The following is a 21,214-nucleotide window of genomic DNA, read 5'->3' on the forward strand; positions in this document are numbered from 1 at the left end:
CGACACCGCTAGGGGGCCTGGACAGCCGACGCCGGTTCGGTGTCCCCGTGGGAGAACTGGGTCCGGTACAGCTCGGCATAGCGCCCGCCCCGGGCCAGCAGCTCGGTGTGGGTTCCGCGTTCCGCGATCCTCCCGGCCTCGACCACCAGGATCGCGTCGGCGGCGCGGATGGTGGACAGCCGGTGGGCGATGACCAGGGCGGTCCGCCCCTCCAGGGCCTCGGCCAGGGCCGCCTGGACCGCGGCCTCGGACGTGGAGTCCAGGGCGGATGTGGCCTCGTCGAGGATGACCACCTCGGGCCCGGTCAGCAGGAGGCGGGCGATCGTGAGCCGCTGGCGTTCCCCGCCGGAGAAGCGGTAGCCGCGTTCGCCGACCACCGTGTCCAGCCCGTCGGGCAAGCTGCCGACCAGGGTGTCCAGGCGGGCGCGGCGCAGGGCGTCCCAGACCTGGGCGTCGGTGGCCTCCGGGGACCCCAGGGTGAGGTTGGCGCGGATGGACTCGTGGAACAGGTGTCCGTCCTGCGTGACCATGCCCAGGGTGGCGCGCACGGACGCGAACGTGAGGTCGCGGACGTCGGTCCCGGCCAGACGGACTGAGCCCTCGTCCACGTCGTACAGGCGCGGGGTGAGCTGGGCGATGGTGGACTTGCCCGCCCCGGAGGAGCCGACCAGGGCCACCGTCTGGCCGGGTTCGACCCGGAAGGACACTCCGTGCAGGACCGGTCCGTTGTCGGTGGTGTCCAGGGTGGCGACCTCCTCCAGGGAGGCCAGGGAGACCCGGTCGGCGGTGGGGTAGCCGAAGGTGACGTCGTCGAATTCCAGCGAGACCGGCCCGGCGGGGACCGGGCGCGCGTCCGGCTTCTCGTCCACGAGGGGTTCGAGGTCGAGCACCTCGAACACCCTGCTGAAGCTGACCAGGGCGCTCATGATCTCCACGCGGGCACTGGCCAGGGCGGTCAGCGGGGCGTACAGGCGGGTGAGGAGCATGCCCATCGCCACGACCGTTCCGGCGTCGAGCTGGCCGCGCAGCGCGTAGAAGCCGCCGAGGCCGTAGACCAGGGCAAGGGCGAGCGCGGAGACCAGTGTCAGGGCGGTGAAGAAGACCTCCTGGACCATGGCGGTGCGCACTCCGATGTCGCGGACCCGGCTGGCTCGGCGGGCGAACTCGGCGGACTCGTCTCCGGGGCGGCCGAAGAGCTTGACCAGGGTGGCGCCGGGCGCGGAGAAGCGCTCGGTCATCTGGGTGCTCATGGCGGAGTTGTGGATGGTGCGCTCGCGTTCGATCCTGGCCAGGCGGGCGCCCATGCGGCGGGCCGGCAGGACGAAGACGGGCAGCAGCACCAGCGAGAGCAGGGTGATCTGCCAGGACAGGGTCACCATGACGACCAGCGCGAGGACGAGGGTGACGAAGTTGCTGATCACTCCGGACAGGACGTCGCTGAAGGCGCGTTGGGCGCCGATGACGTCGTTGTTGAGCCTGCTGACCAGCGCGCCGGTGCGGGTGCGGGTGAAGAAGGCGACCGGCATGCGCTGGACGTGGTCGTAGACGGTGGTGCGCAGGTCCAGGATGAGCCCCTCGCCGACCCGGGAGGAGAGCCACCGCACGATCAGGGCGAGGACGGCCTCGGCGATCGCGACCAGGGCGATGAGTCCGGCCAGCAGGAGGACCGGCCTGAGGGGCGATCCGTCCACGATCTCGTTGACGACCTCACCGGCCAGGAGCGGGGACGCCACCGCCAAAGCGGCCACGAGGACGCTGAGCGCGAGGAACCAGGCTAGGGGGCGCGAGTGCGGGCGGGCGAAGGCGGCGATCCTGCGCAGGACCGGCAGGGAGAAGGGGCGTTGATCCTCGTGGGCGTGCATCGCGTGGTAGATCGAGTTCCACGCGGCCATTTCCATACTCATGGGGTCATCCACCGGTCCGTGTCGTTGGCTACCCCTGAACAGTAGAACCTCAACAATAGTTCAGGTCAACTTTGCACACGCATCTCTCTCACACTCCTTATTGTTCCCTGACATGTGGGCGTTTAGGGTAGCTTAGGGAACTAAAGGGAGGATGTCATGAGTGTGATCTACCGGACCGAGGCCGAGGGGCAGTGGCTCCGACAGCGGTACAGCCAGGCCCTGGCCGACGCCCCGGTGTCGAACCGGCAGCTGCGCGTCCCCACCCGCGAGGGCGAGACCTTCGTGTTCGCCTGCGGTCCCGAACAGGCTCCGCCACTGGTTCTGCTGCACGGTTCCGGGGCCAACGGCAGCCACTGGTACGCGGACCTGCCCGCGTGGTCCGAGCACTTCCGCGTGTACTCGGTGGACCTGGTCGGCGAACCCGGGCTGAGCGCGCCCTCCCGCCCTGACCTGGCCACGGAGGCCAGCGCGCTGTGGCTGGACGACGTCCTGGCCGGGCTCGACGTGCACACGACCGCGATGGTCGGTATGTCCCTGGGGGGATGGACGGCCCTGGACTACGCGGTCCGCCGACCCGGACGAATCACCCGCCTCGCCCTGGGATGTCCCGGAGGCCTGGGCGCGCAACGCCGGTGGAGCATCCTCGCGGCGGGGCTCCTGATGCTCCTCGGGCCACGCGCCCGGGAGCGCTCCGTCCGCTACCTGGTGGGGCTCGACCGCTCCGGAAACGAGGCGGTGCTGGAGGAGGTCATGGCGGTCTTCACCCGGTTCCGCCCGCGCACCGAGGCCCTGCCGGTCCTCAGTGACGACGCTCTGCGCACGCTGGACCTCCCGCTCCAGGTCACCGTGGGCGACCGCGACCGGATGTTCGACTCCTCGGAGACCGCCCGGCGGGTGCGCGCGTGCGTTCCACACGCGCACGTGCGGGTGCTTCCGGGGGTCGGCCACGCCCTTACGAGCCAGACCGGATCCGTTCTGGAGTTCCTTCGGGGGCGGGTTCCCCACCCCGGGTGACCGTTCCCGCGCTGACCGCGTTGGCGGCCACGATCGCCAGGATCGCCGCGCCCTCCACCCAGTCCAGAGCCTGTCCCAGCACCGCCCAGCCCGCGAGGGCCGCCATCACCGGGTGCACGCTCATGAACAGGCCGAAGAACCGGGCCGGGACCCGCCGCAGCGCGTACAGGTCGCCCAGGAACGGGACCATCGAGCAGAGGACCCCCGCCACCGCCGCGCACAGCACGGCGGTGAGCGTGGGCGGGTTCAGGTACAGGACGACGATCCCTACGGGGACGAACACGAGCGCGGAGATCCCCGCGGCGGCGGCCGATCCCTCGATCCCGGGCAGCCGCCGCCCCACCGTCCTGTTGAGCAGGATGTACGCCGCCCAACAGGCCGCCGCGACCAGGGCCAGGCAGATCCCGAGGTAGTCGGTGGACGGTTGCGGGCGCATGAGGACCGCGACCGCGCCGCCCGCCACCAGCGCGCAGGCCAGGTCGGTCCAGCGGCGCGAGGCGGCCAGGGCCACCGCCAGGGGACCGAGGAACTCCAGGGTGACGGCGAGCCCCAGACCGATGCGGTCGACGGCCAGGTACAGGGTCAGGTTCATGGACCCGAACACCACCGCCATCGCCAGCACCGGCCACCACTGGTGCCAGGTGAACGAGCGCAGCCGGGGCCGTCCCACCACCATCAGCACGGTGCCCGCCACCCACTGGCGGATCGCGACCACACCGACCGGCCCGATCACCGGGAAGGCCAGCGCGGCGGTGGCCGCGCCGACCTGGTTGGAGGCGCCGCCGGTCAGCATCACGGCGACGCCCCGCCATCGCCTCCCGCCCGCTTCGGGGCCGTTGCCCCCGGCCGTGGACCCGCCCTGTCCGGTGTCGGTGGAAGTCGTCATACCGCGAGCATCCACCGGCGTTTCACATACGCAAAATGCATACGACTGTGCATCTATACGCTGGAGTCATGGATCTCGAACTCCGCCACCTGCGCTGCTTGGTCGCCATCGTGGACACCGGCAGCTTCAGCGACGCCGCCCTCGAACTCGGGGTGTCCCAGGCGGCGGTCTCCCGGACCCTCGCCGCGCTGGAGGGCATCCTCGACGTGCGTCTGCTGCACCGCACCAGCCGCAACGTCACGCCCACCACCGCGGGGGTCCAGGTGCTGGCCCGAGCCCGTCACCTGCTGGCCGAGGCCGACAACCTCGTGAGCGAGGCCACCACCGGCCACACCCGGCTGAGGGTGGGGCACGCGTGGTCGGCGGTGGGTCGCCACACGGCCGAGTTCCAGCGCCGCTGGTCCCACCTGTACCCGGACGTGGCCCTGCACCTGATCCGCACCAACACCCCCACCGGGGGCCTGGCCGAGGGACTGTGCGACCTGGCGGTGGTCCGGGCGCCCTTTGACAGCAAACGCTTCGACAGCGCCGTGGTGGGGCACGAGCGGCGGCACTGCGCGATGGCCTCCGACGACCCCTGGGCGCGCCGCCGTTCCCTGCGTCTGGACGAGCTGGCGGGCCGGGTCCTGCTGTTCGACCGCCGCACCGGGACCACCACCGCGGACCTGTGGCCGGAGGACGCCCGCCCGGAGATGGAACCCACCCGCGACATCGACGACTGGTTGGCCGAGATCGCCACCGGGCGTGCGGTCGGCATCACTCCCGAGAGCACCGCGACGCAGTACCGGCGCGACGGGATCGTCTTCCGGCCCCTGCGCGACGCGCCGCTGATCCCCGTGCGGCTGGTCTGGCGGCGGCACGACCCGCACCCTGCCACGCACGCGGCGGTGGCTCTGCTCTCGGAGCTGTACGCGAAGGGCCGCTGACCCCAGGGGGAGCGGTCAGAGCGCGCTCACGTCGCGGCGCTCCTCCTGCTGGGCGGCCCGGACCGCCAGGGAAAAAGGGGTGGGCCGCCCGGGACGTGTGGGCCTAGGATCGGTCGCATGGCCACTCGACTTGTTCAGATCGCGATGAACGCCCAGGATGACGCCGCGGTCGGCGGTTTCTGGGCACGGGCACTCGGTTGGGAGACCTCCAGCGAGGGACCCGGCGTCACCAACCTCGAACCCGAGGGCTTCGCCTACCCCGACCCCATCGCGCTCTGCGTCGACGTTCTTCGCGTGCCCGAACCCAAGACGGTACGGAACCGCGTGCGCGTGGACCTCGCCACCACCTCCGAGGCCCACCTGACTGAGCTGGTCGCGCGCCTGGAGGGCCTTGGCGCGACCCCCGACGACCGGGGACGGGAAGGCGCCCCCGGGGCCGCCCTGTGCGACCCCGAGGGCAACGAGTTCCGCGTGCTGGAGCCCCGCGCCCTCTACCGGGACACCGGCCCGCTGGCCGCGGTGGTGCTCGACTGCGCCGACCCGCGGGCCATGGCCCGTTTCTGGGGCGAGGCGACGGACTGGACCGTGCACGAGGTGACCGACGAGCACGCGCTCCTTCGCTCCTCGGAGAGGGTCGGCCCGTACCTGGAGTTCGTCCGCTCCGTCGAGGTGAAGACCGTGAAGAACCGGGTCCACCTCGACCTGGGGCCCTATCCCGGTGATGACCAGGCGGCGGAGGCGGAGCGGCTGCGGGCCCTGGGCGCCACCGACGTCGACCTGGGGCAGGGTGACGTGCCGTGGACCGTGCTGGCCGACCCCGAGGGGAACGAGTTCTGCGTCCTCACCCCGCGCTGACGGCAGAACCGGTCGACCCTCGCGGGACCGGGCGCGAGGAACACCGCAACAGGATTCGGGGGGCTGGCTACAGCCCTGTCGAATCCCCCGGCCCCCGCCTCAGAGGTCCAGGGAGTCGATGAGGTCGATGATCCCCACTTGCTGGAGACCGTTGATGAGCAGGAGGAGCCCCACGATGCCGATGACCCAGGACAGCACCTCGCGCGAGCCCGAGTCGATCTTCTCCCGCCAGCGGTCCAGTCTGGGGCGCAGGCGCTCGCCGAACACGCGGTGGCCCAGGTAGAGCAGGACCGGGGGCAGGACCATCACCAGGTTGTAGGCGGCGAGCATGGGGACCCAGGTGTGCGGGGCCAACTCGGCGGTGCTCATGACGCCGATCGCGCCGAGGTAGGGCAGCGCGGTCCCGGCCTCCAGCAGTCCGGTGGCCAGGCCCAGGCCGACCATGCTGGTGGTCCGGAACGAGGCCGGGCGGCGGGGTGCGCGGCGTTTGGTGGGCATCACCCAGGAGTAGGCGAACAGGCCCGCCCCCAGGACCACCATGACCCAGCCCGTGACGGGGCTGTCGGCGAGGTGGGACAGTTCGCTCAGTGCGACTCCCAGCCCCAGCATGAGCGCGCACCCGAGGACGAAGTAGAAGAGTGCCACCGTGCCGAGGTAGACGAAGAGGGGGCGGGCGACGGAGCTGGCGCCGCTCAGCAGCACGAAGAGCGAGACACCGAGGGTGGTGGGGCTCAGTGTGTCCAGGAGCGCCAGTCCGGCGACCGGCAGGAGTACGTCCAGGGGAGGCATGCGTCTCTCCGCATCTTTTCAACTCGACTGTGCCAAATAAAATAACACAGATGTGCTAAAAAAGGAGGGTGCCCAAGATCGTTGATCACGAAGAACGCCGCCGGGAGCTGGCCGAGGCCCTGTGGAGGGTGATCGCCCACTCCGGCCCCCAGGCCGTGTCCATCCGCACCGTCGCCGCCGAGGCGGGGCTCTCCGCCGGGGCACTGCGCCACTACTTCCAGACCCGCGAGGAACTGCTGGTCTTCGCCATGGACCTGTCCGAGGAACGCGTGGTCGGGCGGATGCGGGAGCAGTCGCTCAGCATGGCCCCCGAGGACTCCATGGTCGAGCGCGCCGCCGGGTTCGCCGAGCACATGCTCCCCCTGGACCCCACTCGCAGCGCCGAGTTCCGTGTCTGGGAGGCCGCCGGGCACCTCGGCGACCTCGACCCCCGCCTGGAGGAGCGCTGGATCCGCCAGAGGGGCCTCTACCGTCGGTTGGTCGGCGGGCTCGGTGGCCTGCCTCCCCTGGAGGACCCCGAAAGCGAACACCCCGACCCCTGGTTGGAGACCTGGGCCGCGTTCCTGCACACCTTCGTGGACGGGCTCGCGCTCCAGATGATGGTCAACCCGGCACAGGTTCCCCCCGAGGCCGGGCGGGCGAGGCTGCGGTCCTTCCTGGCGCACGTCGAGTCCACCCGGGCGTAGCCCCGGCCCGATCGCCTCGGCCCGGCTCCCGGACCAGGGGTGGCCCGGCCACTCCCCGGGCTTGGACATACTGGGTGCGCGGTTCGGGGTGATTCCGAATGATGTCGAGGGGGAGAGTGTGACCACCATGCACGGCGAGGGTGTGCCGGACGGACGGACCAAGGTCGAGTTCCGGCCCGCGGGGATCGAGGACGTCCCCGCGCTGGTCGACCTGGTCAACTCCTGCTACCGGGGCGACAGCTCGCGGCAGGGCTGGACCACCGAGGCTGACTTCCTCGACGGGCAGCGGGTGAACGCCGACGCCCTGGCGGAACTGTTCGGCCGCACCAACACCCTGGTGCTCGTGGGCGAGTCCGAGGGCGAGATCGTCACCTGCTGTGAACTCCAGCGCAGTGTCAACGGCGCGTACTTCGGGATGTTCTCGGTGCGCCCCGACCTCCAGGGAGCGGGCCTGGGCCGAGTCGTGCTGGCCGAGGCCGAGCGTACGGCCGCGCGCGAGTGGGGCTGCCGCCTGATCCGGATGAAGGTCCTCAAGCAGCGCCCCGAGCTGATCGCCTGGTACGAGCGGCGCGGGTACACGAGCACCGGCAAGACCGAACCCTTCCCCTACGGAGACGACGCCTTGGGACAGCCCCGTCGGGACGACCTGGCCTTCGTCGAACTCACCAGGGAACTGCTCTTCGACTGACCGTCAGGGTTGTTCGAGGTTGGCCGACATCCGCTCGAGGACGTTGACCGTGTCCCGGTACTCCTGGTCGCCGACGCCCTCGCACAGTCGTTCCCGTGTGCGTTTGACGCGCTGGAGGAGTTCTCCGTGGGCCCGCTGGCCGTCGGCGGTCAGCTCCAGCGAGACCAGGCCGCTCACCCAGCCGCGCTCACGCAGGGCCTCCACGGCCGGGGCGACGGTGGGCTCGTCCTCCTCCAGAAAGGGCGCCAGACGCTGGTCCAGCTGGAGGACGGTGCCGGGGTCGTCGTGCAGGGAGTTGAGCACCTGCCACTGGCGGGGGGGGGGGGGGGGGGCGGGCNCCTCGGCCAGGGTCCGGTCGAGGTCGTTCTCGATGAGCCGGTCCAGGTGCTTGAGCCAGAATCCGATGGGCAGGTCGGTCATGGTGCCTCCGGATGGGTCGAGGTCCGGGTCCCGAACGGACCGACGATATATCGGCCGTCGCCGTCGCGGCCAGTGTCACGCCGGATTCGGCCGGTGCGTGTTCCGTGAGGCCGATGGTGAGAGACGGTGCGCAGGTGCAGTCGCCAGCCGTCGCCCCCGGGTGGCCCGGGCCACCCGGGGCGGTTGATCCCGGCGGGGGAGCGCTGAGTACTGAACGGTCACCGGTCCCTTCCGTACGATCTCGGTGACACAGGGGCGCCGCCGATCAGCTCCGTCACGGCCGTCAGTGAGAGCCGCGCGCTCCAGGGCCTCGTCGCAGTGGGACCGGGCGACTGGTGGAAGGGCAGGCCCACCGCTGACTGGCTCAGTCCGGAACCCGGCACAGGATCGCGCCCCGGGGGATGACGAACACACCGTCGGGATGAGCGCTCCACCGCCGCCAGCCCTGGGAGATCCACTCCAGGTCGTCCTGGCTCGCCATCCCCCTCGCGACGGCGTCGCTCCCCACCGCCGACTCCAGGATCCGGCGCGACCACATGTCGCCCCACCAGGAACGGCGTTCGGGGTCTGAGTGGTTCCACGCCTCGGCGACATAGCTGACCTCGGTGAATCCGGCCGCGTGCGCCCAGGCCAGCAGGTGGCGTCCGGCGTCGGGTTCGCCCCCGTTGGCGCGGGCCACCCGCTGGTAGAGCGTCATCCAGGCGTCCAGCTCGGGCAGGCGCGGGTACCAGAACATCGCCGAGTAGTCGCTGTCGCAGGCGGCCACCACGCCGCCCGGTCGGGCGACCCTGCCCATCTCGGCCAGGGCCCGCACCGGGTCGCCCACGTGTTGGAGGACCTGGTGGGCGTGGACGACGTCGAAGGCGTCGTCGGGCAGGTCCAGGCCGTGGACGTCGCCGACCACGAAGTCGACGTTGTCCGCGCCCGCCTCCTCGGCGTGGGCTCGTGCCCGCTCGACCGCCTCGGTGGAGGCGTCCACGGCGGTGACGCGGCCGGGCGCGACCCTGCGGGCGAGGTCGACGGTGATGCTGCCGGGACCGCAGCCCACGTCCAGGAGGGAGTGCCCGGGCCTGATCTCCGGCAGCGCGTATGCGGCTGAGTTCTCCGCGTTCCGCCACAGGTAGGAGGTGGTGACGGTCGGGTGCTGTCCGTGCGTGTACCGGGCCATCGGGTTCCGCCTTCGTCTCGGGGGCTTCGGCCGACCCTACCCCCACATCTCTCCTTATGAGACTCAGTTCTCAATAGGCGAGACGAAAAATGTCCGGATCAGTGGGACAGCCGCTCCTCCAGGGCCTTCAGGTCGGAGACGAACCAGCACTGCGTTCCGCGATCACACTCGCGGACGAGATCGCGAAAGGCGTCGCTGGCCGCCACGTGCGCGGAGACGTCCCCGACCACGGCCAGACGGAGTCGGTAGTTGGCGAACTTCTGGAGGAACTCTCCCGCCACGCCGGTGCTCAGCCGGAAGAAGTCCGGGTCCAGGCGTCCGGCGGGCACCGCGACCCAGGTGACGCCGTGGTGGAAGGCGTCCCCGATCACGTCGGCGGCCTCGCGCAGGGGAGGTCCCAGCTCCGGGCAGAGCATGACCGGCCGTGTGCCCAGCTGGCGGACCTCCGGGAGGGTCTGCGACATCGGCTCCGTTTCCCTGCCCGGCTCCCCTGCTGCGTCCGGAGCGCTCACCGCTGGTCACCCACGAGGGAGTCGATGTAGCCCAGCAGGGTCGAGGTGGAGGCGAGGTCGCCCACCATGACCACCTTCAGCCGGGAGCGCTCGGGGTCGTGGACCACCTGGACGTGCGCCCGGCCGCGGTCCTCGGGGCGCCCGGTGACCGTGAGCAGCGTGGTGACGCGATCGGCCATGGCGCGGTCGACCCCGTCGACCTGCACCACCGTGGAGGCCTCCGCATGCGGAGCCTCCCGGGTCTCGGGCCCCTCCTCGGACAACGGGCCACCCGTGAACTCCTCAAGGTCACGGCGGCGGACGCGGTACTGCTTCCCGATCCGGGTGGCCGCCAGGCGCCCTTCACGGACGTAGGCGCGCACCGTCTTGACGTGCAGACCCAGAAGGTCCGCGACCTGGTCCACCGAGTAGTACTGCTGGGGCACGGCTCTCCTCACTGACGCTTCCTCCTTCCGCAAACTTCCCTCATCATACTCGCGATCACAGGACTTTAGGGAAGTTTGGGGAGTGTGGTGCGGCACGAGAGAAGCGGGTACCAGAGGGGAGAGGGGAAACTCCGGGGGAGGGGGAGACCATGGCACTCCTCCACACGATCAGGCCGTGTCTGTGGTTCAACGACCAGGCACAACAGGCGGTGGAGTTCTACACGCACGTCTTCGAGAACTCGCGCGTGCTCAGGACCACGTACTACGGCCCCGACATGCCGGGGGCCGAGGGCACCGTGCTGACCATCGAGTTCGAACTGGACGGAGCGCCCTTCACAGCGCTCAACGGCGGGGGCGGGTTCACCTTCGACGAGGCGGTGTCCTTCCAGGTCATCTGCCGCGATCAGGCCGAGTCCGACCGCTACTGGAACGCCCTCACCGACGGCGGCCAGGAGAGCCAGTGCGGCTGGCTCCGGGACCGCTTCGGCCTCTCCTGGCAGGTCTTCCCGGAGGAGCTGGACTCCCTGGTGTGGGACCCCGACCCCGAGCGGGCGTACCGGGCCACCCAGGCCATGCTCACGATGCGCCGGATCGACCTGGAGGCGGTCCGCCGGGCGGCGGACGGCGTCTGAGCCGGGCCGGACCGGCCCCGTGGGCGGGACGGCACGGGCGTCCCCTCACCCGTGAAGGGCGGTGGGCGGATGGCGCAGCGCGCAGTCCCCGCACAGACCGCCCCCGGGCAGCCGGTAGTACAGACAGCAGGTGGTCCTGCGGAAGACCGCCGACCCGGCGCGGTCCGCCCCGACATAGGCACCCGTGCCCCGAAGGGAGGGGCGGTCCATGAGGACTCGGACCACCTCCTCCGCGTGGGCGCGCTGCTCCACCCGGGCGCCACCCAGGGCGCGAGCGGCCCCGGCCAGGGCCGCACCGGTGTCGCCGCGCAGCAGACCGGGGGAGACCCGGCCGATCCCGGTCAGGGCCTCCTCCACGCGGGTCAGCACACCTCCCACCACGGTCTCGTCCACCCAGGCGGCGACCTCGCCTGGTTCCCTCGACAGCGGTACGGCCCGGGTCTGTTCCGTACGCAGCTCCAACGACCCCGAGCGCCCCGGTTCGTGGACGAACAGGTCGGCGCGCAGCCCCACCCCGTGACACAGCCCCGCCGCCAGCACCGGCGAGAGCAACCGTGAGGCCAGCCCCTGGTGGAACAGCGAGGCGCCCACCCGCCACTCCACGTCCTCCGCGCCGACACCCGAGACCGCGCCGAGCTGGGCCCGCACGCGGTCGACCTCGACGGCCACCCGCTCCCGTCCGGAATCGGTGCGTCCGTCCCACGCGGTGACCGGCTCCCAGCCCCCACCGAGCGGAGCGCTCCCCACCCGGAAGAACGTGTTGACGCCCCCGACGTCCTCCAACACCCGTTCCAGCACCGCCACCCCCCGGTCGACGAACCCGAACCCCCACCCTGCACCATCCGGCGCCCGACCCGCCCCGACCAGGCCGGTAGTGCTGGCACCACCCGCGTTCCTCGTGCTGCTGACCTCGTGCCCAACTGCCCCGATCCCTAGATTGGTCCTGTGAGCGGCACACGAGAACAGCGGGCGCGGAGCGCGGAACGGGACGGCGGAAGGGTCGGGGCCCGGCTGACCGCCCTGGCCGGTGTCCCCTTCGCCTCCGACCTCCACGGAAGCGGATGGCGGCTGCTCCTGGTCCAGGTCCTGCACCTGATGACCTCCCTGACCCTGGCACTCTTCTACCTGATCCCCGTCTCCCTGCTGGTCATGGTGGCGAGCTGGATCGGTGTGGGGCTGTTCCTGCCCTGGACGGACATCGGGTTCACCTACCCGGCCTCCCAGATCGTCCGCGACTCCCTGGGGTTCCTGGTCGCCCTGCCCGTCACCGCCACCCTGCTCGCCAGACTCGCCTGCCGGGTCCAACGCGACCGCCTCGCCAACGTGTTCGGGATCGTGGAGGCCAACCCGCCCGACCCCCTGGCCGACGACAACCCCTGGACCCGGGTGTGGCGGTTCGTCTTCGGCCGCGACGCGTGGACCATGGTGGTCTACAGCACCGCCGCCGGCCTGCACGGACTGTTCGCCGCCGGCCTGGTCGTGGTGTTCGTGGTGTGCGGCGGGGCCGCCGCCATCGGTGCGTCCCTGGGAATCGCCTACATCCTGGCCCTGGGCACACCGGGCGACCTGGTCGGCCCGCTGATCCTGGTCGTCGTCGGCCCGCTGGCCGCCGTGGTCGGTCTGCGTCTGGCCCCCCACATGATCTCCACCGAGGTCCTCCTGCACCGCCTGCTGCTCTTCGAGGCCCCCGAGGTCCGGATGCGGCGCAGGCTCCTGCACGTCCAGGACAGCCGACTACGGATGGTCGACGAGGCCGAGGCCGAACGCCGCAGGATCGAACGCGACCTGCACGACGGCGCCCAGCAACGGCTCCTCGCGCTCACCATGACCCTCACCCGGGCGCGCGCCCGGCTCTCCCACGACCCCGACGGCGCCCGTGAGCTGATCTCCGAGGCGCAGAAGGAGTCCCGGGAGGTCATGACCGAACTCCGCCAGGTCGCGCGCGGCCTGCACCCCAGGGTCCTGACCGACCACGGGCTCGGCGCGGCCCTGCCGGTGGCGGCCGGTCGCTCCCCGGTCCCGGTCCGCCTCGACGTGGACCTGCCCGAACGCCCCTCGGCCCGGGCCGAGGGGGTCGCCTACTACGTGGTCTGTGAGGCGCTGACCAACATCGCCAAGCACGCCGACGCCGAGCAGGTCACCGTGACCACCGAACGGATCGCGGCCCTTGGACGCGGGGGCGAGCTGCTGCGCGTCACCGTGACCGACGACGGGGTCGGGGGCGCCGACCCCGAGACGGGCACCGGTCTGTACGGGCTGTGGGACCGGGTGGACGCGGTCGACGGGATACTGACCGTCGACAGCCCGACCGGCGGGGGCACCGTCCTGACCGCGAACATCCCATGGAAGGCGTGACCGTGAGCACGGCCGACACACACGACGAACGGCGGGGGCCGAGCGTCATCATCGCCGAGGACTCCGTGCTGCTGCGCAGCGGCATGGTCCGGCTGCTTGAGGACTCCGGGGTGGAGATCCTCGCCGAGGTGGGCGACGCCGACGCGTTGACCGCCGCCGTCCTCGAGCATCCGGACGTCGATCTGTGCCTGATCGACATCCGGATGCCGCCCACCTACTCGGAGGAGGGCATCCAGGCCGCGGTGCGTATTCGGCAGGACCACCCGGAGGTGGCCGTGCTGCTGCTGTCCCAGCACGTGGTCAGCCGCTACGCCGCCGACCTGCTCGGCGGCGGCGCCGAGAAGGTCGGCTACCTGCTCAAGGACCGGGTGGCCGACATCGAGGAGTTCCTCGCCGTGCTGCGCCGGGTGGCCGGGGGCGGCGCGGCGATCGACCCCGAGGTGGTCTCACAGCTGCTGAGCAGGCGCCGGGACCGGGCCCTGGAAGGCCTCACACCGCGTGAGGGTGAGGTCCTCGAGGTGATGGCGCAGGGTCTGAACAACGCCGGGATCGCCGACCGGCTCACCATCACCGACCGGGCCGTGGAGAAGCACATCAGGTCGATCTTCACCAAGCTCGACCTCGGCCAGGACGACCACGACCACCGCAGGGTCCAGGCGGTGCTGCGCTACCTGCGCGGCACCGACCGGGACTGACCGGCACCGGCACGACACCGGGAAGCCAGAGGGAGGGCCGAGCCTTCCAGGAAGGGAAGAACATGACTTTCAGGGCACGAGGCCTGTACGCCTCCTCAAGCAAGGAACGCGGGGGATTCCGCCGGGGACCGTGGATGTTCCTGGGCGGGGTGCTCGTGCTGGCGCTGGTCGTCCTCACCGCGCTCTCCGTGCTGGGGAACATGACCGTCAACCAGTCGGACCGCGCGGACTCCTTCAGCGGGGTGAGCGCGCTGGAGATCGACAACTCCACCGGCGGGGAGGTCCTGCTCCGCGGCGGCACGGGCGACGAGGTCACCGTGGACCGCAAGCTGCGGGGCAGCCCCCTGTCGGAGCCGGACGAGGACATCGAGGCCGAGGGGGGCACGCTGGAGATCGACACCGACTGTTCGGGGCTGCCGCTCTTCAACTCCTGCTCGGTCGACTACGAGGTCACGGTCCCCACGGGGACCCATGTGACGTTGGAGACCATCAGCGGCCGGGTCTCCGTGGAGAACCTGGAGGGCGACCTCAGCGTGGAGACCACCAGCGGCGCCGTGGACGTGTCGGAGCACAGCGGCGCGGTCGACGTGGAGAGCGTCTCCGGCAACGTCGTCCTCGACGGGGTCGAGGGCGCGGCGCGGGCCCACACCGTCAGCGGCCGGATCACGGCCTCCGGCGAGGGCCCCCTGCTGGACGTCTCCAGCACCTCGGCCGAGATCCTCGCGGAGGACTTCACCGCCGACGAGATCCGGGCCGAGTCGGTGAGCGGTGCGCTGGAGCTCGGCGGCGGGTTCACCACCCTGGAGGCCGTCACCACCTCCGGTGCGGTCAGGGCGCGGACCACCGACCCCTTCGACCTTCTGTCGGTGGAGACCGTCAGCGGCGGGGTCGTGGCCACGGTCCCGGACGGGGAGTACGAGGTCACCGGGGAGTCGGTGTCCGGCCAGCGCGACTTCGGTGTGGGCACCGGTGGCGGCGACGGTCGGATCGACGTCAACACCACCAGCGGTACCGTCCGGGTCGAGAGCTAGACGCCCCGGCGTTCGAAGCGCAGCGCCGCCCAGTCCGAGTCGATCGGCACCTGGGCGGTGCCGCGCCATCCCGCGTCCACGAGGGTGTCCCAGCCCTTGTCCGCTGTCAGGTCCGTGATGATCGTGCCGCCCCGCTGGGGGAAGCACACCCACACGCGGGTGGTGGGGCCGGTGAGCGCCAGGGCGCGTGGGCCCTCCCGTTCGACGGTGCCCCGGTCCAGGGCGAACAGGTGCAGGTCGTCGTACTCGGCACCCTCGATCGGACCGAGGTCGATGTGGATGTCGGTCGGGGGTTCCAGCAGCCGCAGGTAGCGTTCGGGGGCGTTGAGGACGAGCAGCCGGTCTCCGGGCTCGACCCCCAACCTCCGGGCGAGTGTCTCCGACATTCCTCCTCCGTTCACGTGTCGGCCGTGCGCGGCCTCTCCTCGGCCACCGTACGGTCCCCCCGGGCGGAAACCGAGGACCTTCCCCGCCTCGACCCGGACATGACCGTGTTTTTAGGATGCCCACATGACACAACAGAACGGTGGGCCGCGCTGGGGCGTGGTGGGGACCGGTGGGATCGCGCACGCCTTCATGGAGGGACTGCGGGCCGTCCCCTCGGCCCGGGTCACGGCGGTGGGCTCGCGCACGCTGGACCGGGCGGAGGAGTTCGGTCGGGTGTGGGACGTCCCGAACCGCCACGGCGGATACGAGGAACTCGCGGCCGACCCCGACGTGGACGTGGTGTACGTGGCCACGCCGCACCCCTGGCATCATCCGAACACCCTCATGATGCTCGAAGCGGGCAAGCACGTGCTCGTGGAGAAGCCCATGGCGATGAACGCGCTCCAGGTGTCGCAGATGGTGGCGGCGGCCCGTGCCAACGACCGCTTCCTGATGGAGGCCATGTGGACGCGTTTCCTGCCGGCCTCCCGGCTCGCCCGCGAACTGGTCGCGGACGGGGCGGTCGGCGAACTGTGCACGGTCTCCGCTGACTTCGGGATCAACGTCCCCTACGACCCCGACCACCGGCTGTTCAACGTCGACCTCGGCGGCGGCGCTCTGATGGACCTGGGGGTGTACCCGCTGGCGCTGGCCGCGCAGTACCTGGGCGAACTCACCGTCGTGGGCGCCACCCGGCAGCTGTCGCCGGACCGGATGGTGGACACCCAGACGTCGGTGCTGGTGCACGGGGAGAACGGGGTGAGCGCCTCCCTGACCTGCGCCTCCCGCAACGTCCTGCCCAACCGCGCGGTGCTGGCCGGGACGGACGGTTGGATCGAGATCCCGCTCTTCTGGGCCGCCACCGAACTGGTCCTGCACCGGGAGGGGCGCGCGCCCGAACGGTTCCACCGGCCCTTCCGGGCCAACGGCTACGAGTACGAGATCGGGGAGGTCGGGCGGTGCCTGGCCGCTGGTGAGCGCCAGAGCCCGGACATGACCTGGGCGGAGAGCCTGCGGCTGGCCGGGGTCACGGACCAGATCAGGGACGTGGGCGCGCTGGTGAGCGGCCCGTCCGACGTCAGAAGCGTCCCCCGGGTATGAGCCCGCCCGCCCCCGCTCCGGTGGGGGTGGCGCGCACGGTGAAGTCGTCGCGGACCGCGGCCCCCGGCACGGTTCGACCCCGGCTGGAGGCGGGGCGGGGCCGGGGGCTCAGGGCGCGGCCCAGCACCAATCTGGCCAGGGGCAGGGAACCCATGCGGGCCACGACCAGGACCGCGTCCTTGGGGCCGACCTCGCGGGCGAAGCGGGCGTCCAGTTCAGGGTCGCCGCTTCGGGGAGCGACCCCGTAGATCTCTCCGTCGAACATCCGGTAGGCGTCGCGGACCAGCAGGGAGTCGGGGTCCAGGCCGGGGCCGTCACCGAGCCAGTCAGCGGCGTCGGAGGCGATCCGGCGGACCAGTCCGGGCACGGGGCGGTCCTGGCGCGGGAAGACCCGCGCCCGGCCCAGCCCCTTGCGCCACCCCGCGTAGACGGCCGGGTGGCGTGTGCGCAGTACGACGTAGGTGCTGGACAGGGGATGTGCCAGGACCTCGCGGCTCAGGAAGTGCATCATCAGGGCGGCGGAGAGACCGGAGCGCCGGTGGGCGGGGACCACGCCGGCCGCGTCCAGGTACAGGGCGTTGCGGGCGGCGAAGCGGCGTCGGTGGTAACCGCCCCAGCCGACGGGAACGCCGTCCGGCCCCAGGATCAGCGCGAGCGAGGAGATCTGGTCGAAGAACCCGGAGGCCATCCGGGCGTGCCAGTACCCGGAGTGGTCGGCGCCGAAGGCGCGGGCCGCCAGGTCGCGCAGGGCGCGGTGGAGGCGTTCGCGGCACTCGGGGGCCAGGGCGGTGGGGTCGTCCCAGCGGGCGACACGGTAGCCGGGTCGGAGCGGTCGGACTGTCGGAGGAACACTGAGTTCGCGCAGTTCCAGGCTGGGGTGTCGGGTCTGGTCGGGCACGCGGAAGCCCCACTTTCATTACTCTACGAAAGTAAACGACTCCTTAACGTAGCGGCTTTGTGGCGTTCCCGTGCGGACTTGACCCAACTGGAGGTTCCTGGGACTAGCCGGACACCGGATCGGGGGAGGTCACCGCCGGTCGCCGGTACAGGTTCCACGCGGCGCCCGCGTAGGCGCAGACGCTGATCCCCGCGATCACGAACCGCGAGGTCATCAGGTGCTCCACCGGGTAGAGGACGCCGGTGATGTGGAAGTCGATGAACCCGTTCCCCATCACCTCGCGGCCGGTGTGCAGACGCGACCAGTTCTCGATGTCGGTCAGGAAGCACGACCACCCCACGACGACGATCCCGAGCGCGTACACGGCCACCGCGAGGTGCGGCCAGAACATCCTCGGCCACTTCCAGGCGAGGAAGCCGCCGAGGACGACGTAGGCGAAGAACAGGTAGTGGATGACCATCGCGGTGTGACCGATGAGGAGGTGCGTCATACCGCGAACCTAGAACGGGAGGGACCGGCCGGGCATCAGTGTCCGTACCCACCCGCGGTGAGTACCCGTGCTCATGCGCACTGGTCCGACCCCGGGGTTCTTCGGGAGGAACCGCCCCTGCGTGAGAGCCGCTCTCCCAGACGGCCCATCTCCGCGCGCAGCTCCGCGGGCTCCTCCACCTCCATGTCGAGGTCGAGCATGGCCAGGTAGCACGCCATGCCGACCAGGTCGTCGCCCGCGCACAGCAGCACGCAGGAGTGCTGGTCCACCGCCTCGATGACTCCGTATCGCGCGGCGGGGCCCTCCAGGGCGGTCTCGGCGGACACCCCCAGGCGCACGCGCGCCCTGATCGGCCACATGTGCAGGTTCATCCGGTCGGCCAGGTACGCGGCCACCCCCCGCTCCGGTGGGTCACGCGGCGGCACCCGCGGGCCGGTGGGGGTGAGCGGGCGCATGCGGTCCAGCCTGAAGGTGCGCCAGTCATCGCGGTCGGTGTCCCAGGCCACGAGGTACCAGCGGTGCCCATGGGAGACCAGGCGGTGCGGCTCCACGCCCCGGCGGCCGGTCGACCCGTCGTGGCGTTCGTAGTCGAAGCGCAGCAGTTCGCTGTCACGGCAGGCCGACGCCACCAGGGTCAGGGTCGCGGAGTCGACCGTGGGGCCCTCGCCCGGCATCGGGACGGTGAAGGTCCCCAGCGCGTCCACACGGCGGCGCAACCGGGAGGGAAGTACCTGAAGGAGCTTGGCCAGGGCCCGCACCGAGGTCTCCTCGATCCCCGAGACCCCGCCCTGTGCGGCGGTGCGCAGGCCCACAGCGACCGCCACCGCCTCGTCGTCGTCCAGGAGGAGCGGGGGCAGGGCCGCACCCGCTCCCAACTGGTACCCACCGCCGGTGCCCATGGTCGCCTGGATGGGATAGCCCAGGTCGCGAAGCCGGTCCACGTCGCGCCGGACGGTACGCGGGCTGACCTCGAGGCGATCGGCGAGGTCAGCCCCCGGCCAGTCCCTGCGGGTCTGGAGGAGGGACAGGAGTTGGAGCAGACGAGCCGATGTCGACTTCATGCCCAGAGTCTGCCAGGAGTGGAGGTCCGTTCCTGACCTCCACCTGCCGGTCCCGGGTCCGGCCGTCACGGCGGCCGCCGAGGCTCCTTCCGAGCGGCCCGCCCCGACCTCTGCCGGGGCGGGGTGCGTGAGGGACGGACGCCACTCCCGCGCCGGTCAGGCGGGCGGTGGTGTGGGGCGGTCGGGGATCAGCACGCTCAGGCAGGTCACGCAGGCCTCCAACTTCTCGAACTCGGAGATGTCCACCGGCAGCACCCGCCAGTGATCCGCGGTCAGCTGATGGATGGTCTCGTGCGCGGCGGCACTGACCAGCACGTCACGACCCCCCAGGGGTAGCACGTGCGCGCCCGGTTCCTCGGGGGCCTGGCGGATCGGCGGCAGACCTGTGGTGTCGACCAGCTCGGGCAGGCCGACCAACGTGCCGTCCGGCAGGGCGGTCACGGCCGACTTCAGGTGCAGGGCCCGCCCCAGGGCGATCCTGCGGACCTTGCGGCCCAGCGGGGCGAGGTGGTGTTCGAGCTGGTCGGCGCCGTCCTCGTTGGTCCTCCCGCCGATTCCCACGTACACGGTCTCGCCGACCTGGAGGACGTCGCCGCCGTCCAGGGTCCCCGGCTCCTCGATCCGCGCCACCCTCAGCCCCAGGGTGCTGACCGTGGCCTCCACTCCCGCGACCTCGCCCCGGCGCTCCGCCGCCCCCGAACGGGTCAGGACCGCCAGATCCTCGCACACCACCAAAGGGTCCTCCACGAACACCGAGTCCGGGTGCTCCGGGGCCGGGTCCACCTCGTGCACCCGCCAACCGGCCGAGGCCACCGTCTCCTGGTAGATGGTGAACTGACGGGCGGCCAGCACCGGATCCACCGAGGCCCGCTCGATGTGCGTGACGATGCCGTCGGCCAACCGAGGGCTGGGGCGACGCATCAGGGCGACCCCGAAATAGGTGTAACCGTCCATACGACCTCCAGGGAAGGAAAGGGGAAGGGGGTCGGGCTCCGTCAGGGAAAGCCGCAGCGTATCGCGACTCCCTACCCCGTTTCGCGGACCGGCACGCGGAGCGAACGGCTTGTCCGTCGGCGCGGGTAGCGGCAGGGTGGACGTATGGACGTGATCGTTGTCGGCGGCGGGGTCGTGGGGGCCAGCGCGGCCTTCCACCTGACGAAGAAGGGGGTGTCCACGGCTCTGGTGGACGCCTCCCACCTGGGACAGGCCACGGCGGCCGGGACGGGGGTCGTGTTCCCGTGGCCGTTCCCCTGGGACGCGCCACCGGTGTGGGACTTCAAGGCCCGCGCCGCCGAGCACTACCCGGGGCTCATGGCGGAGCTGGCCGAGGACGGACAGACCACGGGGTACGAGGTGGTCGGTGGGATGTCGGTGGACCGCGAGGGCGGCGACGCGGGCTTCGAGCTGCTGCGCACGCTCTCCGAGCGCCCCGAGTTCGCCACCATGGGCCGGGTGGAGCGGTTGGCGGAGGGGGAGCCCCGGCGACACTTCCCGCTGCTGCCCGAACCCTACGCGGGCGTGCACATCGGCGGCATGGCCCGGATCGACGGGCGCCGAGTCCGGTCCGCCCTGTTCACCGCCGCGGGGGAGCGCGGACTGCACTATTACAAGGGCGACTCCAGCCTGCTGTGGAACGGCCACCGCGTCACCGGCGTACGGGTGGGCAAGGAGGACCTGGAGGCACCGATCGTGATCGTGGCGGCCGGGGCGTGGTCCGCGGGCCTGCTGTCGGTCGCCGGAGTCGAGCTGGGGGTGCACCCGGTGCGCGGTCAGATGACCCACTTCGCGCTCCCGGAGCAGAACACCCGCTCCTGGCCGGTGGTGCGGTTCGGGGAACGCGACTACTACGTGAGCGCCTTCGCGCCCAACCGGGTGGTCACCGGCGGCACGACCGAGCCCGAGGCGGGGTTCGACCGCAGGGTGACCGCTGCCGGGCTCTCGCACAACCTGTCCACCGCGCTGGAGCTGCTCCCGGAGCTGGCCGAGGCCAGCGTGGTCGAGACGCGTGTGGGGTTCCGGCCCGGTACCCACGACGGCCAGCAGCTGCTCGGTCCCATCGAGCGGCTGCCCGGCGTGCTGGTCGCCACGGGGTTGGGCTCCCAGGGGCTCACCTTCGGTCCCTACCAGGGGGTGGTCGCCGCCCGGCTCGCGATGGGTGAGGACCCCGGGGTGGACCTGTCCGCTTTCGTTCCCGACCGGAACCAGACCCCCTCCGTGGCCTGACTCCAGGCCCGGAGCGAGAGCCTCGGTGA

24 protein-coding genes are annotated in these 21,214 nt (G+C 71.4%); 11 read left to right on the forward strand and 13 right to left on the reverse strand.

Going from position 1 to position 21,214, the window contains the following annotated elements; genetic code table 11:
- Nucleotides 1–8: 8 nt before the first annotated feature.
- On the reverse strand, nucleotides 9–1,904 hold the full coding sequence (locus D452_RS0106200) for an ABC transporter ATP-binding protein (protein ID WP_051061253.1): 1,896 nt from the start codon (nucleotides 1,902–1,904) through the stop codon (nucleotides 9–11).
- A 156-nt stretch (nucleotides 1,905–2,060) separates the two neighbouring features.
- On the opposite strand from D452_RS0106200, the gene D452_RS0106205 reads away from it, so the two are divergent.
- Entirely contained in the window at nucleotides 2,061–2,918 is an 858-nt protein-coding gene (locus D452_RS0106205) for an alpha/beta fold hydrolase (protein ID WP_017543280.1), read from the forward strand.
- On the opposite strand, the gene D452_RS0106210 is transcribed toward D452_RS0106205, so the two are convergent.
- Complete coding sequence (locus D452_RS0106210) at nucleotides 2,857–3,804, reverse strand: EamA family transporter (RefSeq protein ID WP_017543281.1); 948 nt, start codon at nucleotides 3,802–3,804, stop codon at nucleotides 2,857–2,859. The two genes, D452_RS0106205 and D452_RS0106210, sit on opposite strands and share 62 nt — an antisense overlap.
- Nucleotides 3,805–3,872: 68 nt before the next feature.
- Between D452_RS0106210 and D452_RS0106215 the strand changes: the two genes are divergently transcribed.
- Nucleotides 3,873–4,730, forward strand: a complete 858-nt coding sequence (locus tag D452_RS0106215) for a LysR family transcriptional regulator (protein WP_017543282.1) — start codon at nucleotides 3,873–3,875, stop codon at nucleotides 4,728–4,730.
- Nucleotides 4,731–4,847: 117 nt separating this feature from the next.
- A complete protein-coding gene (locus D452_RS0106220; protein ID WP_026129017.1) occupies nucleotides 4,848–5,585 on the forward strand; it encodes a VOC family protein in 738 nt (245 codons plus the stop codon).
- Between the two features lie 99 nt (nucleotides 5,586–5,684).
- Here D452_RS0106220 and D452_RS0106225 read toward each other — a convergent pair whose 3' ends face one another.
- The gene (locus D452_RS0106225; protein WP_017543284.1) at nucleotides 5,685–6,374 is read right to left on the reverse strand and encodes a GAP family protein; all 690 of its coding nucleotides are present in this window, start codon (nucleotides 6,372–6,374) and stop codon (nucleotides 5,685–5,687) included.
- A 68-nt stretch (nucleotides 6,375–6,442) separates the two neighbouring features.
- Here D452_RS0106225 and D452_RS0106230 point away from each other — a divergent pair, with 68 nt between their 5' ends.
- Together D452_RS0106230 and D452_RS0106235 are read left to right on the forward strand one after the other, a co-directional pair.
- Nucleotides 6,443–7,060: a TetR/AcrR family transcriptional regulator gene (locus tag D452_RS0106230; RefSeq protein ID WP_017543285.1), complete on the forward strand. Its 618-nt coding sequence runs from the start codon at nucleotides 6,443–6,445 to the stop codon at nucleotides 7,058–7,060.
- A gap of 127 nt (nucleotides 7,061–7,187) precedes the next feature.
- Nucleotides 7,188–7,748, forward strand: coding sequence for a GNAT family N-acetyltransferase (locus tag D452_RS0106235; RefSeq protein WP_026129018.1), 561 nt, complete (start codon nucleotides 7,188–7,190; stop codon nucleotides 7,746–7,748).
- A 3-nt stretch (nucleotides 7,749–7,751) separates the two neighbouring features.
- On the opposite strand, the gene D452_RS0106240 is transcribed toward D452_RS0106235, so the two are convergent.
- The 4 genes from D452_RS0106240 to D452_RS0106255 form a co-directional block, all read right to left on the reverse strand.
- Complete coding sequence (locus tag D452_RS0106240) at nucleotides 7,752–8,168, reverse strand: helix-turn-helix domain-containing protein (protein ID WP_017543287.1); 417 nt, start codon at nucleotides 8,166–8,168, stop codon at nucleotides 7,752–7,754.
- A 364-nt stretch (nucleotides 8,169–8,532) separates the two neighbouring features.
- Nucleotides 8,533–9,336, reverse strand: coding sequence for a class I SAM-dependent methyltransferase (locus D452_RS0106245; protein WP_017543288.1), 804 nt, complete (start codon nucleotides 9,334–9,336; stop codon nucleotides 8,533–8,535).
- Between the two features lie 98 nt (nucleotides 9,337–9,434).
- Nucleotides 9,435–9,800, reverse strand: coding sequence for a DUF4180 domain-containing protein (locus D452_RS0106250; RefSeq protein ID WP_017543289.1), 366 nt, complete (start codon nucleotides 9,798–9,800; stop codon nucleotides 9,435–9,437).
- 44 nt (nucleotides 9,801–9,844) lie between these two features.
- Complete coding sequence (locus tag D452_RS0106255; RefSeq protein WP_017543290.1) at nucleotides 9,845–10,273, reverse strand: helix-turn-helix domain-containing protein; 429 nt, start codon at nucleotides 10,271–10,273, stop codon at nucleotides 9,845–9,847.
- 149 nt (nucleotides 10,274–10,422) lie between these two features.
- On the opposite strand from D452_RS0106255, the gene D452_RS0106260 reads away from it, so the two are divergent.
- Nucleotides 10,423–10,905, forward strand: coding sequence for a VOC family protein (locus D452_RS0106260; RefSeq protein WP_017543291.1), 483 nt, complete (start codon nucleotides 10,423–10,425; stop codon nucleotides 10,903–10,905).
- A gap of 45 nt (nucleotides 10,906–10,950) precedes the next feature.
- Here the strand turns inward: D452_RS0106260 and D452_RS0106265 are convergent, their stop codons facing one another.
- Complete coding sequence (locus tag D452_RS0106265) at nucleotides 10,951–11,703, reverse strand: (2Fe-2S)-binding protein (RefSeq protein ID WP_152498531.1); 753 nt, start codon at nucleotides 11,701–11,703, stop codon at nucleotides 10,951–10,953.
- Between the two features lie 147 nt (nucleotides 11,704–11,850).
- Between D452_RS0106265 and D452_RS0106270 the strand changes: the two genes are divergently transcribed.
- The 3 genes from D452_RS0106270 to D452_RS0106280 all read left to right on the forward strand — a co-directional run bounded on the left by D452_RS0106270 (nucleotide 11,851) and on the right by D452_RS0106280 (nucleotide 14,986).
- Entirely contained in the window at nucleotides 11,851–13,260 is a 1,410-nt protein-coding gene (locus D452_RS0106270; protein WP_017543293.1) for a sensor histidine kinase, read from the forward strand.
- The gene (locus D452_RS0106275) at nucleotides 13,248–13,955 is read left to right on the forward strand and encodes a response regulator (protein WP_026129019.1); all 708 of its coding nucleotides are present in this window, start codon (nucleotides 13,248–13,250) and stop codon (nucleotides 13,953–13,955) included. Before D452_RS0106270 ends, D452_RS0106275 begins: the two co-directional genes overlap by 13 nt.
- A gap of 62 nt (nucleotides 13,956–14,017) precedes the next feature.
- Nucleotides 14,018–14,986 (forward strand): DUF4097 family beta strand repeat-containing protein, encoded by a 969-nt coding sequence (locus D452_RS0106280; protein ID WP_026129020.1) that lies wholly within the window; start codon nucleotides 14,018–14,020, stop codon nucleotides 14,984–14,986.
- Here D452_RS0106280 and D452_RS0106285 read toward each other — a convergent pair.
- Nucleotides 14,983–15,372 (reverse strand): hypothetical protein, encoded by a 390-nt coding sequence (locus tag D452_RS0106285; RefSeq protein ID WP_017543296.1) that lies wholly within the window; start codon nucleotides 15,370–15,372, stop codon nucleotides 14,983–14,985. The two genes, D452_RS0106280 and D452_RS0106285, sit on opposite strands and share 4 nt — an antisense overlap.
- A gap of 124 nt (nucleotides 15,373–15,496) precedes the next feature.
- Between D452_RS0106285 and D452_RS0106290 the strand changes: the two genes are divergently transcribed.
- Complete coding sequence (locus tag D452_RS0106290; protein ID WP_017543297.1) at nucleotides 15,497–16,513, forward strand: Gfo/Idh/MocA family protein; 1,017 nt, start codon at nucleotides 15,497–15,499, stop codon at nucleotides 16,511–16,513.
- On the opposite strand, the gene D452_RS0106295 is transcribed toward D452_RS0106290, so the two are convergent.
- The 4 genes from D452_RS0106295 to ddaH all read right to left on the reverse strand — a co-directional run bounded on the left by D452_RS0106295 (nucleotide 16,491) and on the right by ddaH (nucleotide 19,916).
- The gene (locus D452_RS0106295) at nucleotides 16,491–17,411 is read right to left on the reverse strand and encodes a GNAT family N-acetyltransferase (RefSeq protein WP_017543298.1); all 921 of its coding nucleotides are present in this window, start codon (nucleotides 17,409–17,411) and stop codon (nucleotides 16,491–16,493) included. The genes D452_RS0106290 and D452_RS0106295 overlap by 23 nt on opposite strands.
- Before the next feature lie 103 nt (nucleotides 17,412–17,514).
- On the reverse strand, nucleotides 17,515–17,901 hold the full coding sequence (locus D452_RS0106300) for a DUF2784 domain-containing protein (RefSeq protein ID WP_017543299.1): 387 nt from the start codon (nucleotides 17,899–17,901) through the stop codon (nucleotides 17,515–17,517).
- A gap of 71 nt (nucleotides 17,902–17,972) precedes the next feature.
- On the reverse strand, nucleotides 17,973–18,962 hold the full coding sequence (locus D452_RS0106305; RefSeq protein ID WP_017543300.1) for a helix-turn-helix transcriptional regulator: 990 nt from the start codon (nucleotides 18,960–18,962) through the stop codon (nucleotides 17,973–17,975).
- Nucleotides 18,963–19,118: 156 nt separating this feature from the next.
- Nucleotides 19,119–19,916, reverse strand: a complete 798-nt coding sequence (ddaH, locus tag D452_RS0106310; protein WP_017543301.1) for a dimethylargininase — start codon at nucleotides 19,914–19,916, stop codon at nucleotides 19,119–19,121.
- 144 nt (nucleotides 19,917–20,060) lie between these two features.
- On the opposite strand from ddaH, the gene D452_RS0106315 reads away from it, so the two are divergent.
- Nucleotides 20,061–21,185, forward strand: a complete 1,125-nt coding sequence (locus D452_RS0106315) for an NAD(P)/FAD-dependent oxidoreductase (protein WP_017543302.1) — start codon at nucleotides 20,061–20,063, stop codon at nucleotides 21,183–21,185.
- The last annotated feature ends 29 nt before the right edge of the window (nucleotides 21,186–21,214 follow it).

It is taken from the genome of Nocardiopsis prasina DSM 43845 (genome assembly GCF_000341265.1).
In the GTDB taxonomy this organism is placed as follows: domain Bacteria; phylum Actinomycetota; class Actinomycetes; order Streptosporangiales; family Streptosporangiaceae; genus Nocardiopsis; species Nocardiopsis prasina.

What these genes read in the sequence shown, in the direction of transcription:
- D452_RS0106210 (WP_017543281.1), bottom strand. Translation starts at nt 3,804, where the DNA reads ATGACGACTTCCACCGACACCGGACAGGGCGGGTCCACGGCCGGGGGC.
- D452_RS0106285 (WP_017543296.1), bottom strand. Translation starts at nt 15,372, where the DNA reads ATGTCGGAGACACTCGCCCGGAGGTTGGGGGTCGAGCCCGGAGACCGG.
- D452_RS0106305 (WP_017543300.1), bottom strand. Translation starts at nt 18,962, where the DNA reads ATGAAGTCGACATCGGCTCGTCTGCTCCAACTCCTGTCCCTCCTCCAG.
- D452_RS0106215 (WP_017543282.1), top strand. Translation starts at nt 3,873, where the DNA reads ATGGATCTCGAACTCCGCCACCTGCGCTGCTTGGTCGCCATCGTGGAC.
- D452_RS0106250 (WP_017543289.1), bottom strand. Translation starts at nt 9,800, where the DNA reads ATGTCGCAGACCCTCCCGGAGGTCCGCCAGCTGGGCACACGGCCGGTC.
- D452_RS0106205 (WP_017543280.1), top strand. Translation starts at nt 2,061, where the DNA reads ATGAGTGTGATCTACCGGACCGAGGCCGAGGGGCAGTGGCTCCGACAG.
- D452_RS0106275 (WP_026129019.1), top strand. Translation starts at nt 13,248, where the DNA reads ATGGAAGGCGTGACCGTGAGCACGGCCGACACACACGACGAACGGCGG.
- D452_RS0106220 (WP_026129017.1), top strand. Translation starts at nt 4,848, where the DNA reads ATGGCCACTCGACTTGTTCAGATCGCGATGAACGCCCAGGATGACGCC.
- ddaH (WP_017543301.1), bottom strand. Translation starts at nt 19,916, where the DNA reads ATGGACGGTTACACCTATTTCGGGGTCGCCCTGATGCGTCGCCCCAGC.
- D452_RS0106315 (WP_017543302.1), top strand. Translation starts at nt 20,061, where the DNA reads ATGGACGTGATCGTTGTCGGCGGCGGGGTCGTGGGGGCCAGCGCGGCC.
- D452_RS0106200 (WP_051061253.1), bottom strand. Translation starts at nt 1,904, where the DNA reads ATGAGTATGGAAATGGCCGCGTGGAACTCGATCTACCACGCGATGCAC.
- D452_RS0106290 (WP_017543297.1), top strand. Translation starts at nt 15,497, where the DNA reads ATGACACAACAGAACGGTGGGCCGCGCTGGGGCGTGGTGGGGACCGGT.
- D452_RS0106245 (WP_017543288.1), bottom strand. Translation starts at nt 9,336, where the DNA reads ATGGCCCGGTACACGCACGGACAGCACCCGACCGTCACCACCTCCTAC.
- D452_RS0106260 (WP_017543291.1), top strand. Translation starts at nt 10,423, where the DNA reads ATGGCACTCCTCCACACGATCAGGCCGTGTCTGTGGTTCAACGACCAG.
- D452_RS0106300 (WP_017543299.1), bottom strand. Translation starts at nt 17,901, where the DNA reads ATGACGCACCTCCTCATCGGTCACACCGCGATGGTCATCCACTACCTG.
- D452_RS0106235 (WP_026129018.1), top strand. Translation starts at nt 7,188, where the DNA reads ATGCACGGCGAGGGTGTGCCGGACGGACGGACCAAGGTCGAGTTCCGG.
- D452_RS0106225 (WP_017543284.1), bottom strand. Translation starts at nt 6,374, where the DNA reads ATGCCTCCCCTGGACGTACTCCTGCCGGTCGCCGGACTGGCGCTCCTG.
- D452_RS0106280 (WP_026129020.1), top strand. Translation starts at nt 14,018, where the DNA reads ATGACTTTCAGGGCACGAGGCCTGTACGCCTCCTCAAGCAAGGAACGC.